Genomic DNA, 13,649 nt, shown 5'->3' on the forward strand with positions numbered 1-13,649 from the left:
CTGATCCGGGCGACCCGACAGAGAACGGCGCTCACGCAAAAAACCCCGCCGGTTTCAGCGGGCTGGGCCGTGTAACCCCTCCATCAGCGCCGGCGGTCTCCGCCGGCCCTCATGGAGGCGGCCCATGTCGAAACACATTTCCCGAACCTCGGCGATCGAGGTCATCAAGGACGCGCTGACCCTGTATGAAAGCAACAGGATCAGCCGCTGGCAGGTCATCAACCGCCTGATCCATCTCGGCATCTCGGCCGACGACGCCAATATGATCGCCGATCATGGCAACATTCCGCCCAACATCCTGAGCACTCTCGGCGTTCTTCGCCGATGAGCACGGTGGACGCCGCCGTCGCGACGGCGCTGCGCCTGCACCGAAGCGGACAGTGGGCGCAGGCGGTGGCGATCTATGACCGGCTGCTGGCCGACCCGCGGCTGCCGCCGGTCCAGGCGGCGCAGGCCTACGCCAACCGCGGTGCCGCCCTGCGCCGGCTGGGCCGGGCGGACGAGGCGGTGGCCTCCTGCATCGAGGCGCTGGTCCGCTGTCCGGACATGGCGGAGGCCTATGCCAACATCGGCGCGATGCTTCAGGAGGCCGACCACCCGCTGGCGGCGCTCGACTCCTGCCGCCGGGCCATCGCGCTGTCTCCCGGCCTCTACACCCCATATCTGGCGATGGCCCATGCCCGGCAGGATTGCGGCGACCATGACGGCGCCCTGACCCTGCTGCGCCGTGCGGCGACGCTCGCCCCGGCGCTGCCCAGCGTGCGCTACAATCTGGCGGAGGCGCTGCTCCAGCACGGGCTGTTCGCGGAGGGCTGGCAGGCATACGAGGCGCGCTGGCAGGCTCGGGAACTGGCGCTGACCCGGCCCGCCTGCGCCAACACGGAATGGGCCGGCCAGGACATCGCCGGCAAGACCCTGCTGGTGGTGGAGGAGCAGGGCTTCGGCGACACCCTGCAATTCATCCGCCTGATTCCGCTGGTCAAGGCGCGCGGCGCCGGTCGCGTCATCGTGCAGTGCCGGGCACCGCTGGTCCGGCTGCTGACCGGGATGGCGGGCGTCGACGCGGTCACGGCCGCTCTGCCCGATGCGGGCTCCTATGATCTCTGGGTGCCGCTGCTGTCGCTGATGCAGCGGCTGGCGATGCTGCCTGACCATGTCCCCGCACAGCCCTATCTCATACCGCCGCCGGACGCCGTCCAACGCTGGTCCGGGGCGCTGCCGGATACGGCGGGCTTGCGGGTCGGGCTGGTCTGGGCCGGCGATCCGCGGCTGGGCCATGCCGCCGCCAGCCGCACCGATGCCCGCCGCAGCCTCGCCCTCGCCCAACTCGCGCCGCTGCTGACGGTGCCGGGCGTGTCCTGGGTCAGCCTGCAAAAGGGGCCGGCGGCGGCACAGCTGGACGGTGCGGCGCTCTTCGACCCGATGGCGGAGGTCACCGATTTTGCCGACACCGCGGCCATCGTCCGGCAGCTCGACCTCGTGATCGGGGTGGACACCGCCGTCGTCCATCTTGCCGGCGCCCTGGGCGTGCCGGTCTGGGTGCTGTCGCGCTTCAGCGGCTGCTGGCGCTGGCTGCTCGACCGCGACGACAGCCCCTGGTATCCGACGCTGCGCCTGTTCCGCCAGCAACGCCCCGGCGATTGGGCGCCGGTGGTGGCGCGGGTGCGCGAAGAGCTGTTGCGCCAGGTGCGGCTCCCTCGCCATGATCGCGGTACGGCTTTAATGGATTGAATAGCCTCAAGGAGTCAGCGATGCCCAGCTATCCCGCCGCCTATCAGGCCAGCAAAGGGTCGGCGCTCGATGTCGACCGCGCCTTTTACGGACGCATCGGGTCGCAGACCGAGGGGCGGGAACTGGTGGACAGCTTCGTCGTGCCGATCCGCTCCGGCCGCGCCTGGACCGTGCCGGCCGGCCATGTCTTCCGCATCGTCACCATCGAGGGCCCCCAGGTCGCCGACCTCAACATCTGGAACCGCCACAACCCGCGCGAACGCTTCTGGGCCTCGCGCACGCGGCAGCTCCAGCAGGCGCATGTCAGCACGTACGACCGCCTGTGGTCGACCCTGCCCTATCTGCGACCGCTGGCGACGATCACGCACGACACGCTGGCCGATTACGGCATCGACGAGTATGGCGGCCGGGTCCATGACCTGCTGGGCACCCGTTGCGATCCCTACGTCAACCGCATGCTGACCGGGGAGGATTTCCACCACCACTGCCATTCCAACCTGACCCGCGCCGTCGCCCCCTATGGCCTGACCGAGTTCGACGTGCATGACGTGCTGAACGTCTTCCAGGTCACCGGGCTGAACGCCGAGGACAAGTATTTCATGAAGGCCTGCCCGGCCAAGCAGGGCGATTTCCTGGAGTTCTTCGCCGAGATCGACCTGCTCTGCGCCCTGTCGACCTGCCCCGGCGGCGACCTCAGCGTGCCCTTGTGGGGTCCGGACGCCCGTGACCCGCTGGAGGTCTGCCGCCCCCTGGGCGTCGAGGTCTACCGGCTGGACCCGGCACTGCTGGCGGGCTGGTCGTCGCCGGAGGTCGCGGCCTATCGCGGCAACCACGGCATGACGCTGCCGACCCCGTCCTGGGAGCGGACGGATCCGGCCTGAGGGCGGGGATCCGATGCCGACCATCCTGCTCACCGGCTTCGAGCCGTTCGGCGGCGAGCCTGTCAACCCCTCCTGGGAGGCGGTGCGGCAGCTGGACGGCTGGGAGTGCCGCAGCCACCGCGTCGTGGCAAGGCTGATGCCCTGCGTGTTCGGTGCTGCGCTCGGCGCGCTGGAGCAGGCGGTGGCGGAAACCGAGCCGGTGGATCTGCTGGCCGTCGGGCAGGCGCAGAGCCGGGCGGAGCTGTCTCTGGAGCGGGTGGCCGTCAACCTCGACGACGCCCGCATCCCCGACAATGCCGGCAACCGGCCGGTCGACGCGCCGGTGGTGGCCGGTGGCCCGGCCGCATATTTCGCCAGCCTGCCGGTGAAGGCGATCGCCGTCGCGTTGCGTGACGCCGGCATTCCCGCCGGCCTGTCGCACAGCGCCGGCAGCTTCGTCTGCAACCACCTGTTCTACGGTGCCTGCCATCTGCGGGCGATGCGGCGACCGGCGATGCGTGTCGGCTTCCTGCACATCCCGCTCGCGCCCGAACAGGCGGTCCGTCACCCCGGCATGCCATCGATGGCGGTCGATCAGGTGGTCGCCGGCCTGCGCATCGCCGTGGACACCCTGCTGGCGACCGCCGAGGACCGTCATGAGGTGGCCGGGACGCTGGAGTAGCGGGCCCTACCCCGCCTCGGCCAGCAGCCATTCCTTGAAACGGCGAACCCGACGGGCCCGCTCGGCGCCCGGCGCGTGGGCGATCAGGTAACGGCCGCGCGGGCGCAGCGTCTCGGGCATCGGCTGGACCAGCCTGCCCGACGCCACGTCCTCCGCGGCCAGGAAGACCGGCAGCAGAGCCACCCCCATGCCGGCCGACGCCGCCTCGGCGATCATGAAGAAATGCTCGAAGGCCAGCGACAGCGCCGACTCGGGCAGGGGCAGACCGAAGGCGGCGAGATAGACGCGCCAGGAATCGGGTCGGGTGGTGTGCCGCAACAGCCGGTGCCGCGCCAGATCGACGGGATGACGCAGCGGTGGTCCCTGCTCCAGCAGAGAGGGCGCGCAGAAGACGCCCATCGTCTCCGGCATCAGCGTCGCCGTCTCCGCCCCCGGCCACTCATCGACGCCGTAACGGATGGCGACGTCGATGCGCTCCTTGGCGAAATCGACGCGGTGCTCGCCGATGCTGACCTCGACCTGGATGTCGGGATTGTCCGCCTGGAAGCGCTTCAGCCGCGGGATCAGCCAGCGCTGCGTCAGGGTCGGCAGCGCGCTGACCCGCAGCACCCCGCCCTCCTGCGCGCGGGCGGCCCGCGCCGCCGCCGCGATGCGGTCGAGCGCCGCCGACGCCTCGCCATAGAAAGCCGCTCCGGTCGGCGTCAGCTCGATCCCCCGGCCGACGCGGCGGATCAGCTCGACCCCCAGATCGGCCTGGAGTGTCTGCATCATCCGGCTGACCGCGCCCTGGGTCACCGACAGCTCGTCCGCCGCCCGGGTGAAGCTGAGATGGCGGGCCACGGCGACGAAGCTGCGGACGGCATTGAGCGACGGCAGGACGCGGTCGGGCATGGGCAATCCGAATCATGAGTTGAACTCATAAATCTCCGCCCGAGAACTCGTTTGTCAAGTGTGCAGCGATACGCTCTGCTGGGGACACCAACAGCCCATTGCCAACCGGTCGAGAAAGGCCACCCCTCCGATGACGACGCTGACGCCCTTCCACATCGCCTTCCCGGTCGACGATCTGGCCGCCGCCCGCCATTTCTACGGCACCGTCCTGGGTTGCCCGGAGGGGCGCAGCAGCGACGAATGGATCGATTTCGACCTGTTCGGCCACCAGATCGTCGCCCATCTGAAGCCGCGCGACCCGAATGCCGCCCCGGCCCACCACAATCCGGTTGACGGCCACGACGTGCCGGTCCCGCATTTCGGCGTCGTGCTGCAACCCGCCGATTGGGACGCGCTGGCCGAAAAGCTGAAGGCCGCCGGGATCAAGTTCGTGATCGAGCCCTACACCCGCTTCAAGGGGCAGGTCGGCGAACAATCCACCATGTTTTTCCTCGACCCCGCCGGCAACGCGCTGGAGTTCAAGGCCTTCGCCGACATGTCGCAGCTGTTCGCGAAGTGAGGAGGCGGGGGGCTATGCCCCCCTCACCCACAGCCCGCCATCATCAGCCCCAGCGTCTTCTCGTCCGCCTGATCCGGCATCACCTCGCCGACGATGTGGCCGTCGAACATCACGACGATGCGGTCGGACAGGGCGCGGATCTCGTCCAGCTCGACCGAGACCAGCAGGATCGCCTTGCCCTGGTCGCGCAAGGCCACCAGCCGGCGGTGGATGAACTCGATGGCGCCGATGTCGACGCCGCGGGTCGGCTGGCCGACCAGCAGCAGGTCGGGGTTCCGCTCGATCTCGCGGGCCAGCACGATCTTCTGCTGGTTGCCGCCGGAGAAATTGGCCGCCGCCAGCGAGCCGTCGCGCGGGCGGGTGTCATACTCCTCCATCCGGCGGGCGCAGCTGGCCGCCACCGCGTCGCGGTCGAGCAGAACCCGGCCGTTCCAGGCCGGATCGTCCTGGAAACCGAGGATCGAGCATTCCTCCGCCGAGAAGCTGGTGACGAGACCGACCTTCTGCCGGTCCTCCGGCACATGCCCGACGCCCAGACCACGCAGCGCGCGGGCGTTGAAGCGGCCGGGGTGCCCGGCCAATTCCTCCCCGCGCAGGCGGACGGATCCGCCGGCGACGGGGCGCATGCCGGCCAGCGCCTCCAGCAGCTCGGACTGGCCGTTGCCGGACACGCCGGCGATGCCGACGATCTCGCCGGCCCGCACCGACAGCCCGACCCCCTTCACCCGCTCCACACCGGAGGGATCGCGCACCCGCAGGCCCTCGACCCGCAAGACCTCGGCGCCCGGCTTGGCCGGCGTCTTGTCGACGCGCAGCAGAACCTTGCGGCCGACCATCAGCTCGGCCAATTGTTCCCTGCTGGTGTCGCGGGTGGCGACGTTGGCGACCACCTGCCCGCGCCGCATCACCGTGACATTGTCGGTCAGCTCCATGATCTCGCGGAGCTTGTGGGTGATGATGACGACCGTCTTGCCCTGCTGGCGCAGCGCCCGCAGGATGCGGAACAGATGGTCGGCCTCCTGCGGGGTCAGCACCCCGGTGGGCTCGTCGAGGATCAGGATGTCGGCGCCACGGTAGAGCGCCTTCAGGATCTCCACCCGCTGCTGGGCGCCGACCGGTAGGTCTCCGACCGGGCTGTCGAGATCGACCTCCAGCCCGTAATCGCGGGCCAGCCGGGTCAGCTCGCCCCGGGCGCGGGCCAGGCCGCCGGCCAGGGTGACGCCGCCTTCCGCCCCCAGCAGCACATTCTCCAGCACGCTGAAGGGATCGACCAGCATGAAGTGCTGGTGGACCATGCCGATGCCGGCGGCCAGCGCGTCGCGCGGCGTCCGGATGGCGGCAGGATTGCCGTTCACCCGGATTTCCCCGCTGTCGGCGCGCAGATAGCCATAGACGATGCTCATGATCGTCGACTTGCCGGCGCCGTTCTCGCCGATCACCCCGTGGATCGTTCCGGCCGGCACCGACAGCGACACGTCGCGGTTGGCATGGTTGGCGCCGAACCACTTGTTGATCGCCACCGTCTCCAGGGCGATCGGCGCGCTTTCCTGCGTCATGAAGGGTCCGCTCAGGGCTGGTACGGCTTGACCGCCAGCGAGCCCGCGATGATCTGCTTCTTCGCCTCTTCCAGCTTCGCTTCGATTTCGGGCGTGATCAGCTTGCGGTTGTTGTCGTCCAGCGCGTAGCCGACGCCGTCCTCCTTCAGCCCGACGACGCGGTGGCCGGCCTTCCAGCTGCCGTCCTTCGCCGACTTCATGCAGTCATAGACGACGACGTCGACCCGCTTGACCATCGAGGTCAGCACCTTGCCGGGATGGACATGGTTCTGGTTGCTGTCGACGCCGATCGACAGCTTGCCGGCATCGGCCGCCGCCTGCAGCACGCCGAGACCGGTGGCGCCCGCCGCGGCGAAGACCACGTCGGCGCCGCGGCCGAACTGGCTCTTGGCCAGCTCCGCCCCGCGGCCGGGATCGTTCCAGGCCGCCGGAGTCGTGCCGGTCATGTTGACGAACACCTCGTCGGCGGCCGCGACATGCTTCACGCCCTGCTCGTAGCCGGTCAGGAAGTTGCGGATCAGCGGGATGTCCATGCCGCCGATGAAGCCGACCTTGCCGGACTTCGACGCCAGGGCGGCTGCCATGCCGACCAGGAAGGAGCCTTCCTCCTCCTTGAAGGTCACCGACTGGACGTTGGGGGCGGCCAGCTTGTCATCGATCAGGCAGAACTTGGTGTTGGGCGATTCCTTCGCCACCTTCTCCACCGCCGCGGTCTGCGAGAAGCCAACGGCGACGATGACCGAGGCGCCGCGGCGCACCAGCGTGCGCATGGCCTGCTCGCGCTGGCCCTCGTTGGTGATCTCGAACTCGCGGTAGGCGGTGCCGGTTTCCTTCTTGAACCGCTCGGCGCCGTTGTAGGCGGCCTCGTTGAACGACTTGTCGAACTTGCCGCCCTGGTCGAACACCACGGCCGGCGAGAACTCGTCGGCCAGGGCCGGCGCGCCGCCGGTGGCTCCGGCCGCGGTCATCGCCAGCATGGCTGCAAGAATACGCGTCTTCATGTCCCACCCACTCCCGACTGCGAAAACTTGACCCAAAGGATAACCGCGCCATGATTTCACACAACAGGGAAAGCGAACGAAACAGTGGAGCGAATCGGATCGCCCCCGGTTGACGACGGAGACGGGGGCGTTTATCACCCCCGCCGATGGTTGTTGCGGCCAACGGGCACGACGAACCGGTACGGCAAGCCGGATGGCCGGCCATAGAAATCCGGCCACAGAAATCTTGGGGGCGACGCTCGGTGGACCAAGTCTGGGTGCTCTTGCAGGGAATCGTTCTTGGATTCGCCATCGCCGCACCCGTCGGACCGATCGGTCTGCTGTGCATCCGCCGCACCCTTCAGCACGGCCCGCTGATGGGCTTCTTCACCGGCTTCGGCGCCGCGGTGGCCGACACCTTCTACGGCGCCATCGCCGCCTTCGGCGTGTCGGCGGCGCTCAGCTTCCTGCGCGGGCACGAGATCGCCTTCCAGCTGGTCGGTGGCATCTTCCTGCTGGTGGTGGCGATCCGCACCTTCCGCCAGCATCCCGAAACGGAGGAGCGCGAGGCCGCTGCGGCGCCCGACACCAAATCCTGGCTCGCCGGCTTCATGACCGGCCTGTCGCTGACCCTGACCAACCCGGCGACCATCATGGCCTTCATTGCCATCTTCGCCGGTTTCGGGCTGGGCGGCACGCTGGACCGGCTGGAGGCGTCGACCCTGGTGCTGGGCGTCTTCATCGGATCGTCGCTGTGGTGGATGACGCTGGCGATGGGGGTGGCCGCCGTGCGCCACCGCATCTCCGACCGCGGCCTGACCATGCTGAACCACTGCACCGGCGTGGCGCTGGGCCTGTTCGGCCTGTGGGCGCTGGGCATGGCCGCCACCGGCATCGTCGGGATGGCGACGGCCTGAACACCGTTCAGCAGCCGGCCGGCGGGGTGACCGTCGGCGCTTCGGCGGTGGGCCCCCTGCGCAGCAGATGCAGATGTCTGGCCAGCCGCCACAGATAGAGGCCGACGAGCACCACCAGCAGTCCGATGGTGAAATAGCCGACCAGCCGGTGGGCGAAGGGCCAGGTCGACAGCATGTAGCCGGTCCAGGCCAGCAGCAGCGTCCACAGCACCGACCCGATGCCCGACGCCAGCGAATAGTTCAGGATCGACATCCGGCAGGCGCCGGCCGGGATGGAGATCAGCGTCCGCACCCCCGGAACCGGCTGCGAGAACAGCACGGCCAGCCCGCCGCGCTTGGCGAACCAGTCTGTGCTCTGCCGCACCTTCTTCGGGTTGATGGTCAGCCAGGGGCCGTATTTCTTCAGGAAGGCCTCCAGCCGGTCGCGCCCCATCAGCCGGCTCGGCAGGAACCACACCAGTTGGCCCGCCAGCGAGCCGAGCCCGCCGGCGACAGCGATCCCGAACAGCGTGAACTCCCCCGTCGCCGCCCCGATCCCCGCCAGCGGAATCACAGATTCGGCCGGCAGCGGCGGGAACACCCGGGCCAGTGCCACCAGAAAGAAAATCCCGGCATAGTGGAGGTTGTGCATCACCTGCACCAGCCAGTCCGTCAAGCCGCCTGCCAAGCCTCGTCTCCCCCGCCGGAATCCAGCCGCATTCCGAAAACGGCCGACCGGTGCGAAGGGTTCCCGAACGCAAAGACGCAGACGGGAGCATTCGGGCCCGTGTACCCCGGACAGCCGTCCAACCACAAAAATCCACGATAGTTCTAGTATTACCACTTTCGGGGTAGGCTTTATTTCAGGAGTCCAGGTAAAACAATTTTAAGATTATGTGAAACATAAAAATAACTTAGCTAAAGCCGCGCAAGATTGTGAACGGAGCTTGCGAGATTGTGAATGGAATAATCAACCGGAAGGGTAAGGCAAGGATGTCTTTGGGCGGTCTTAAGATCTCGATGAAAATCATGCTGATCGTCGGCATGCTTTCCGCGGTGAGCATGGCGGTTGCCGGATTCGGAGCCATTGGATTGCAGTCCCTTGGAACCGCGATTTCGGATCTCGACGAAGCGACGACGGAGGTGCGTCTCAGTTCCCGCCTCAACCGTCTGCTTGCCGAAATCAACCGGGACGAATACAGCCTCGCGATCGATCCGGGCGAGGTCGGTGCCATATCCGCCTCCATCGAAGAGCGCCGCAAGGCGATCGCGGACGCCATCAAGCAGCTTCAGGGTACGATCGAAGGGGAGCAGGTGGCGATCCTGCGGAAGATCGAACGGCAGCTTCCCGCCTATTATGAAAAGCTGTCGGTGTCCCTCGATACGGCCCGCAAGATCCAGGGCTCGTCCACGCTGACCGATGGGCAGCGCGCGATGAAGGCCGCCGTGGAGGCGAGCCGGGCCGATATCAGGAACCTGCGCACGGACATCACCGCCTTCCTGAATTTCACCGAGACGGAGTCGACCGAGCTGGCCAGGGCGGCCGAGCAGACGGCGGCCCTGAAGCTGACCCGGATGTTCGTCCTCGCCGGCGGCGGAACGCTGGTGGGAATTCTGCTCGGCCTGCTGATCTCACAAAAGGGCATCGTCGGGCCGATCAAATCCATCGTTTCGTCGTTGCGCGGGCTTGCCGATGGCAACCTGACGGTCGAGATCGCCGGAACCGACCGCCGTGACGAGGTCGGGATGATCGCCGAAACCGCCCGCGTCTTCAAAGCCAACCTGATCCGCAGCCGTGAGATGGAAGAGGAGGCGAAGCAGGCCGAAGCCAGGGCGGCGGCGGACCGCAAGCAGGCCATGCTCGGACTGGCGGACGAATTCGAGAAGAGCATAGGCGCCGTCGTCGAAGCGGTCTCCAGCGCCTCGGCACAGCTTCAGTCCACCGCAAGGACCATGTCGGCGGTCGCCGAGGAGACGGCGCGCCAGTCGACGGCGGTGGCCGCCGCGACCGAACAGGCGTCGGCCAACGTGCAGACGGTGGCGGCGGCGTCCGAGGAGCTCAGCAGTTCGATCGGCGAGATCAGCCGGCAGGTGGCCGACTCCGCCACCATCTCCAGCCAGGCGGTGAACGAGGCCGACCGCACCAACAGCACGGTCGAAGGGCTGGCGGTGGCGGCGCAGCGGATCGGCGACGTGGTCAGCCTGATCCAGAACATCGCCAGCCAGACCAATTTGCTGGCGCTCAACGCCACCATCGAGGCGGCCCGTGCCGGTGAAGCGGGGAAAGGCTTCGCCGTGGTGGCGAGCGAGGTGAAGCAGCTCGCCAACCAGACCGCCAAGGCGACAGAGGACATCTCCACCCAGATCGCCGAAATCCAGACCCAGACCGGCGGCGCCGTGACCGCGATCCGCAACATCGGCCGGACCATCACCCAGGTGAACGAGATCTCCAACAGCATCGCCGCCGCGGTCGAGGAGCAGAGTGCCGCCACCGGGGAGATCGGCCGCAATGTCCAGCAGGCGGCCCAGGGGACGCAGGAGGTTTCCTCCAGCATCGCGGGCGTCAGCAAGGCCGCCGAGGAAGCCGGAACATCATCGACCGAGGTGCTGGCCGCCGCGACCCTGCTGTCTCAGGAGGCGGGGCGCCTGCGCGACGAGGTGAACGGCTTCCTGTCGCGGGTCAGGGCGGCCTGACGACAGGCCGGAGATCGGAACCGGAATGGCCAGACCCCGGAAGGGAGGAGATCGCGGGGCGTTGGATTGAACGTGCCCGCGCATCCCCGAGATCTCCCCCTTCCGAGGGACCGGCCACCCTTGGCGCCGAATGGCTGGCCGGCCGAACAGGGCAGCCCGGATCGGGAAGCCTGTCTGGAACAATTCAAAGGATTGCTTCAAATCCTTGATCCGTCCAATAGATTTTTCAGGCGAGCCCGTTAGGAAAAACCGATTGAAGCGGACTGGGGCGGTCGTTCGACCGATTCCGTCCCCCCGCTCCCGTCATCCCCACTTAGCCATTGAACAGGGTCGCGTCGATCCGCCGGACCATCGCGACCAGCCGCGGCGCGAACTCCTCCTCCAGCTTCTTCAGATCGACCATGAAGGCCGGACCGCCGCAGTTGAAGGCCAACACCTGGGAGCCGTCGCGCGGCACGAAGGGTACGCCGACGGCATGCACCTCCGACTTCCAGGCACCGATGGAGCGGCAATAGCCGCGCATCCGGTAATCCTCGATGGCCTGGAGGATGCCGTCACGGATCTCCGGCCAGCGCTCCCCCTCATGCTCCTCCAGCTTCGCCATCAAGGGCGCACGCTCCGCCTCCGGCAGGGCGGCCAGATAGGCGCGGCCCATGCCGGTGGTCGACAGCTTGATGTGGGAGCCGACATCGAGCGACAGGGTGATCGGCCCGGTGGCCTTGCAGCATTCCAGATAGATCATGCTCAGCCGGTCGCGCCCGCCCAGCGCCACCGCCAGACCGGTCTGGTCGGCCAGTTCCTGCATCAGCGGGCGCGCCACCTGCCGGATGCCCATGCCCGACAGGCTGGCATATCCCAGCGCCAGCACCGAGGTGCCGAGCCGGTATTTGCCTGTGTTCTGGTCGTAGGCGAGATAGCCCAGCTTCGCCAGCGTGTAGGTCAGCCGCGACACCGTCGGCTTGGGCAGGCCGGTGCGCTGCGCCAGCTCCAGATTGCCGAGCATCGATTCATTGCGCCTGAAAGCGCGCAGCAGTTCCAGCCCGCGGGCGAGCGCGGTGACGAAGCGTGGGTCCTTCTCGTCGTCCGTCAGATCATCGGCGACCAGAGCCTCTTCCCGCCTGCGCATGACCGGTTCCTTCCGCAAGACATAGCGGGACGATCCTGCCAGCGCCCGGACAGGACGTCAATGGAACAAAGTTTCACGATACGAAATTTACGACCGGCAATCCCTGCCGGCGCCTATTGTGTCGCCCCCAGACCAAGCGTGACCATGCGTTCGTACAGCGATGCGCGCGAAATGCCCAGCAGCTTCGCCGCCCGCGCCTTGACGCCGTTCGCCTCCTCCAGGGCTGCCGCGATGGCGTGGCGTTCGGCGGCGTGCAACACCTCCTGCAACGGCCGCGCCCCTGCCGCCAGCGGCAGGGCGGAGGCGCCGGCCGGATGCTGGGTGCCGGGCAGCACGCTGCGGATGTGCGGAGCGGTCAGGATCGGCGCGTCGGTCAGCGCCACCACCCGCTCCAGCGTGTTGTAAAGCTCCCGCACATTGCCGGGCCAGTCATAGTCGCGCAGCACCTGCACCGCCGATTCCAGCAGTTCGCGCGGCGGCGTGCCCTGCTGGATCGCCAGCTGTTCCAGGATGCGGTCGGCGATGCTCTCGATATCCTCCGGCCGCTCGCGCAGCGGCGGCAGGGTGATCGGCACAACGTTCAGCCGGTAATAGAGGTCGGCGCGGAACTGCTTTTCCCGCACCAGGGCGTGCAGGTCGCGGCTGGTGGCGGCGATGATGCGGACATCGACCCGCACCACCTTGTTGGATCCGAGCGGCTCGATCTCCCGCTCCTGCAACACGCGCAGCAGCTTGGCCTGGACCGGCAGCGGCATGTCGCCGATTTCGTCGAGGAACAGGGTACCGCCGTTGGCGAGCTGGAATTTCCCCTCGCGGTGACGGCGGTCGGCACCGGTGTAGGCGCCGGGGGCGACGCCGAAGAACTCCGCCTCCAGCAGGGTTTCCGGAATGGCGGCGACATTGACGCCGACGAAGGGCTTGGACGCACGCGGGCTGGCGGAATGGATGGCCTGGGCCAGCAGCTCCTTCCCCGTCCCGGTCTCGCCCAGCAGCAGGACTGTCGAATCCATCTGGGCGGCGCGGCGGCCCAGCCGTTTGATCTCGCGGATCGATTCGCTGGCGCCGAGGAACTGCGAGAAGGAGTATTTGGCCCGGCGCTCATGCGCCAGCTCCTGCTGGGTGCGGGCCAGCTCCTCCTGCATCTTCTCGTATTTGCGGACCAGCGGGCGGAGATACTCGGCACGGTCGAACAGCACGAAGCCGATGGCGCCGATGATCGAGCCGTCGGTGCCGAACAGCGGCATCCGCGTCACCACGAAGGATCGGTCGTCGAATTCCATGATGTCGAGCGGCTGGGGCTGGCCGCTGTCGATCACCCGGCGCAGCTGGCTGTTGGGAATGACCTCCTCCACCTGCCGGCCGCGCGGATCGCCGGGCACGCCCAGCAGCGCCTTGTACTTCTCGTCCATCCAGGCGATGCGGGCATTGTGGTCGACGGCGACGGCGCCGACGCACATGGATTCCAGATGCTCGAACAGGGAGTGGACCGCCCGCTGGCGCAACGCTTCGAAATCGACGGTGTCGCCCACGTCACCCTCCCAAACGGGACCGATCTTCGCCGTCCCGGTGTCGAGGCCCCTTGCGATGCCGGCTTCGGAGCCTGCTGCATTGCAACGCAATTTGCCAACAATATCAGAGGTCAACATAGTAGCCTATCCGTCGGATTAAAGGGAA

The 13,649-nt window shown here is 67.8% G+C and carries 13 protein-coding genes; 7 read left to right on the forward strand and 6 right to left on the reverse strand.

Going from position 1 to position 13,649, the window contains the following annotated elements:
- Positions 1-124 precede the first annotated feature (124 nt).
- Genes E6C72_RS26910 through pcp form a run of 4 tightly spaced genes read left to right on the forward strand, consistent with a single transcriptional unit; the run spans position 125 to position 3,273 of the window.
- Positions 125-328 carry a hypothetical protein gene (locus E6C72_RS26910; RefSeq protein WP_109084403.1) on the forward strand — a complete coding sequence of 68 codons (204 nt, stop codon included), beginning with the start codon at positions 125-127 and terminating at the stop codon, positions 326-328.
- On the forward strand, positions 325-1,731 hold the full coding sequence (locus tag E6C72_RS26915; RefSeq protein ID WP_109084404.1) for a tetratricopeptide repeat-containing glycosyltransferase family protein: 1,407 nt from the start codon (positions 325-327) through the stop codon (positions 1,729-1,731). The genes E6C72_RS26910 and E6C72_RS26915 overlap by 4 nt, the downstream gene beginning before the upstream one ends.
- A 20-nt stretch (positions 1,732-1,751) precedes the next feature.
- Positions 1,752-2,612 carry a DUF1989 domain-containing protein gene (locus E6C72_RS26920; protein WP_109084405.1) on the forward strand — a complete coding sequence of 287 codons (861 nt, stop codon included), beginning with the start codon at positions 1,752-1,754 and terminating at the stop codon, positions 2,610-2,612.
- Between the two features lie 13 nt (positions 2,613-2,625).
- Positions 2,626-3,273: a pyroglutamyl-peptidase I gene (gene pcp / locus E6C72_RS26925; RefSeq protein WP_109084406.1), complete on the forward strand. Its 648-nt coding sequence runs from the start codon at positions 2,626-2,628 to the stop codon at positions 3,271-3,273.
- Positions 3,274-3,279: 6 nt separating this feature from the next.
- On the opposite strand, the gene E6C72_RS26930 is transcribed toward pcp, so the two are convergent.
- A complete protein-coding gene (locus tag E6C72_RS26930) occupies positions 3,280-4,164 on the reverse strand; it encodes a LysR substrate-binding domain-containing protein (RefSeq protein WP_109084407.1) in 885 nt (294 codons plus the stop codon).
- Positions 4,165-4,294: 130 nt separating this feature from the next.
- Between E6C72_RS26930 and E6C72_RS26935 the strand changes: the two genes are divergently transcribed.
- Positions 4,295-4,723, forward strand: a complete 429-nt coding sequence (locus E6C72_RS26935) for a VOC family protein (protein WP_109084408.1) — start codon at positions 4,295-4,297, stop codon at positions 4,721-4,723.
- A 23-nt stretch (positions 4,724-4,746) separates the two neighbouring features.
- On the opposite strand, the gene E6C72_RS26940 is transcribed toward E6C72_RS26935, so the two are convergent.
- Both E6C72_RS26940 and E6C72_RS26945 read right to left on the reverse strand, forming a co-directional pair.
- On the reverse strand, positions 4,747-6,279 hold the full coding sequence (locus E6C72_RS26940) for an ABC transporter ATP-binding protein (RefSeq protein ID WP_109084409.1): 1,533 nt from the start codon (positions 6,277-6,279) through the stop codon (positions 4,747-4,749).
- Between the two features lie 11 nt (positions 6,280-6,290).
- Positions 6,291-7,280: a BMP family protein gene (locus E6C72_RS26945; protein WP_109084410.1), complete on the reverse strand. Its 990-nt coding sequence runs from the start codon at positions 7,278-7,280 to the stop codon at positions 6,291-6,293.
- Between the two features lie 242 nt (positions 7,281-7,522).
- Here E6C72_RS26945 and E6C72_RS26950 point away from each other — a divergent pair, with 242 nt between their 5' ends.
- A complete protein-coding gene (locus E6C72_RS26950; protein ID WP_109084411.1) occupies positions 7,523-8,176 on the forward strand; it encodes a LysE family translocator in 654 nt (217 codons plus the stop codon).
- Positions 8,177-8,183: 7 nt separating this feature from the next.
- Here the strand turns inward: E6C72_RS26950 and E6C72_RS26955 are convergent, their stop codons facing one another.
- Positions 8,184-8,843, reverse strand: a complete 660-nt coding sequence (locus tag E6C72_RS26955) for a DedA family protein (RefSeq protein ID WP_109084412.1) — start codon at positions 8,841-8,843, stop codon at positions 8,184-8,186.
- A gap of 332 nt (positions 8,844-9,175) precedes the next feature.
- On the opposite strand from E6C72_RS26955, the gene E6C72_RS26960 reads away from it, so the two are divergent.
- Positions 9,176-10,849 carry a methyl-accepting chemotaxis protein gene (locus tag E6C72_RS26960; protein ID WP_256379131.1) on the forward strand — a complete coding sequence of 558 codons (1,674 nt, stop codon included), beginning with the start codon at positions 9,176-9,178 and terminating at the stop codon, positions 10,847-10,849.
- A gap of 313 nt (positions 10,850-11,162) precedes the next feature.
- Here E6C72_RS26960 and E6C72_RS26965 read toward each other — a convergent pair whose 3' ends face one another.
- Positions 11,163-11,975, reverse strand: a complete 813-nt coding sequence (locus tag E6C72_RS26965; RefSeq protein ID WP_109084414.1) for an IclR family transcriptional regulator — start codon at positions 11,973-11,975, stop codon at positions 11,163-11,165.
- A 113-nt stretch (positions 11,976-12,088) separates the two neighbouring features.
- Positions 12,089-13,504: a sigma-54-dependent Fis family transcriptional regulator gene (locus E6C72_RS26970; protein ID WP_247875503.1), complete on the reverse strand. Its 1,416-nt coding sequence runs from the start codon at positions 13,502-13,504 to the stop codon at positions 12,089-12,091.
- Between the last annotated feature and the right edge of the window lie 145 nt (positions 13,505-13,649).

Source organism: Azospirillum sp. TSH100 (assembly GCF_004923295.1).
Taxonomy (GTDB): Bacteria; Pseudomonadota; Alphaproteobacteria; order Azospirillales; family Azospirillaceae; genus Azospirillum.

Coding starts and splice junctions, on each gene's coding strand:
- E6C72_RS26910 (WP_109084403.1), top strand. CDS start 125: ATGTCGAAACACATTTCCCGAACCTCGGCGATCGAGGTCATCAAGGAC.
- E6C72_RS26915 (WP_109084404.1), top strand. CDS start 325: ATGAGCACGGTGGACGCCGCCGTCGCGACGGCGCTGCGCCTGCACCGA.
- E6C72_RS26920 (WP_109084405.1), top strand. CDS start 1,752: ATGCCCAGCTATCCCGCCGCCTATCAGGCCAGCAAAGGGTCGGCGCTC.
- pcp (WP_109084406.1), top strand. CDS start 2,626: ATGCCGACCATCCTGCTCACCGGCTTCGAGCCGTTCGGCGGCGAGCCT.
- E6C72_RS26930 (WP_109084407.1), bottom strand. CDS start 4,164: ATGCCCGACCGCGTCCTGCCGTCGCTCAATGCCGTCCGCAGCTTCGTC.
- E6C72_RS26935 (WP_109084408.1), top strand. CDS start 4,295: ATGACGACGCTGACGCCCTTCCACATCGCCTTCCCGGTCGACGATCTG.
- E6C72_RS26940 (WP_109084409.1), bottom strand. CDS start 6,279: ATGACGCAGGAAAGCGCGCCGATCGCCCTGGAGACGGTGGCGATCAAC.
- E6C72_RS26945 (WP_109084410.1), bottom strand. CDS start 7,280: ATGAAGACGCGTATTCTTGCAGCCATGCTGGCGATGACCGCGGCCGGA.
- E6C72_RS26960 (WP_256379131.1), top strand. CDS start 9,176: ATGAAAATCATGCTGATCGTCGGCATGCTTTCCGCGGTGAGCATGGCG.
- E6C72_RS26965 (WP_109084414.1), bottom strand. CDS start 11,975: ATGCGCAGGCGGGAAGAGGCTCTGGTCGCCGATGATCTGACGGACGAC.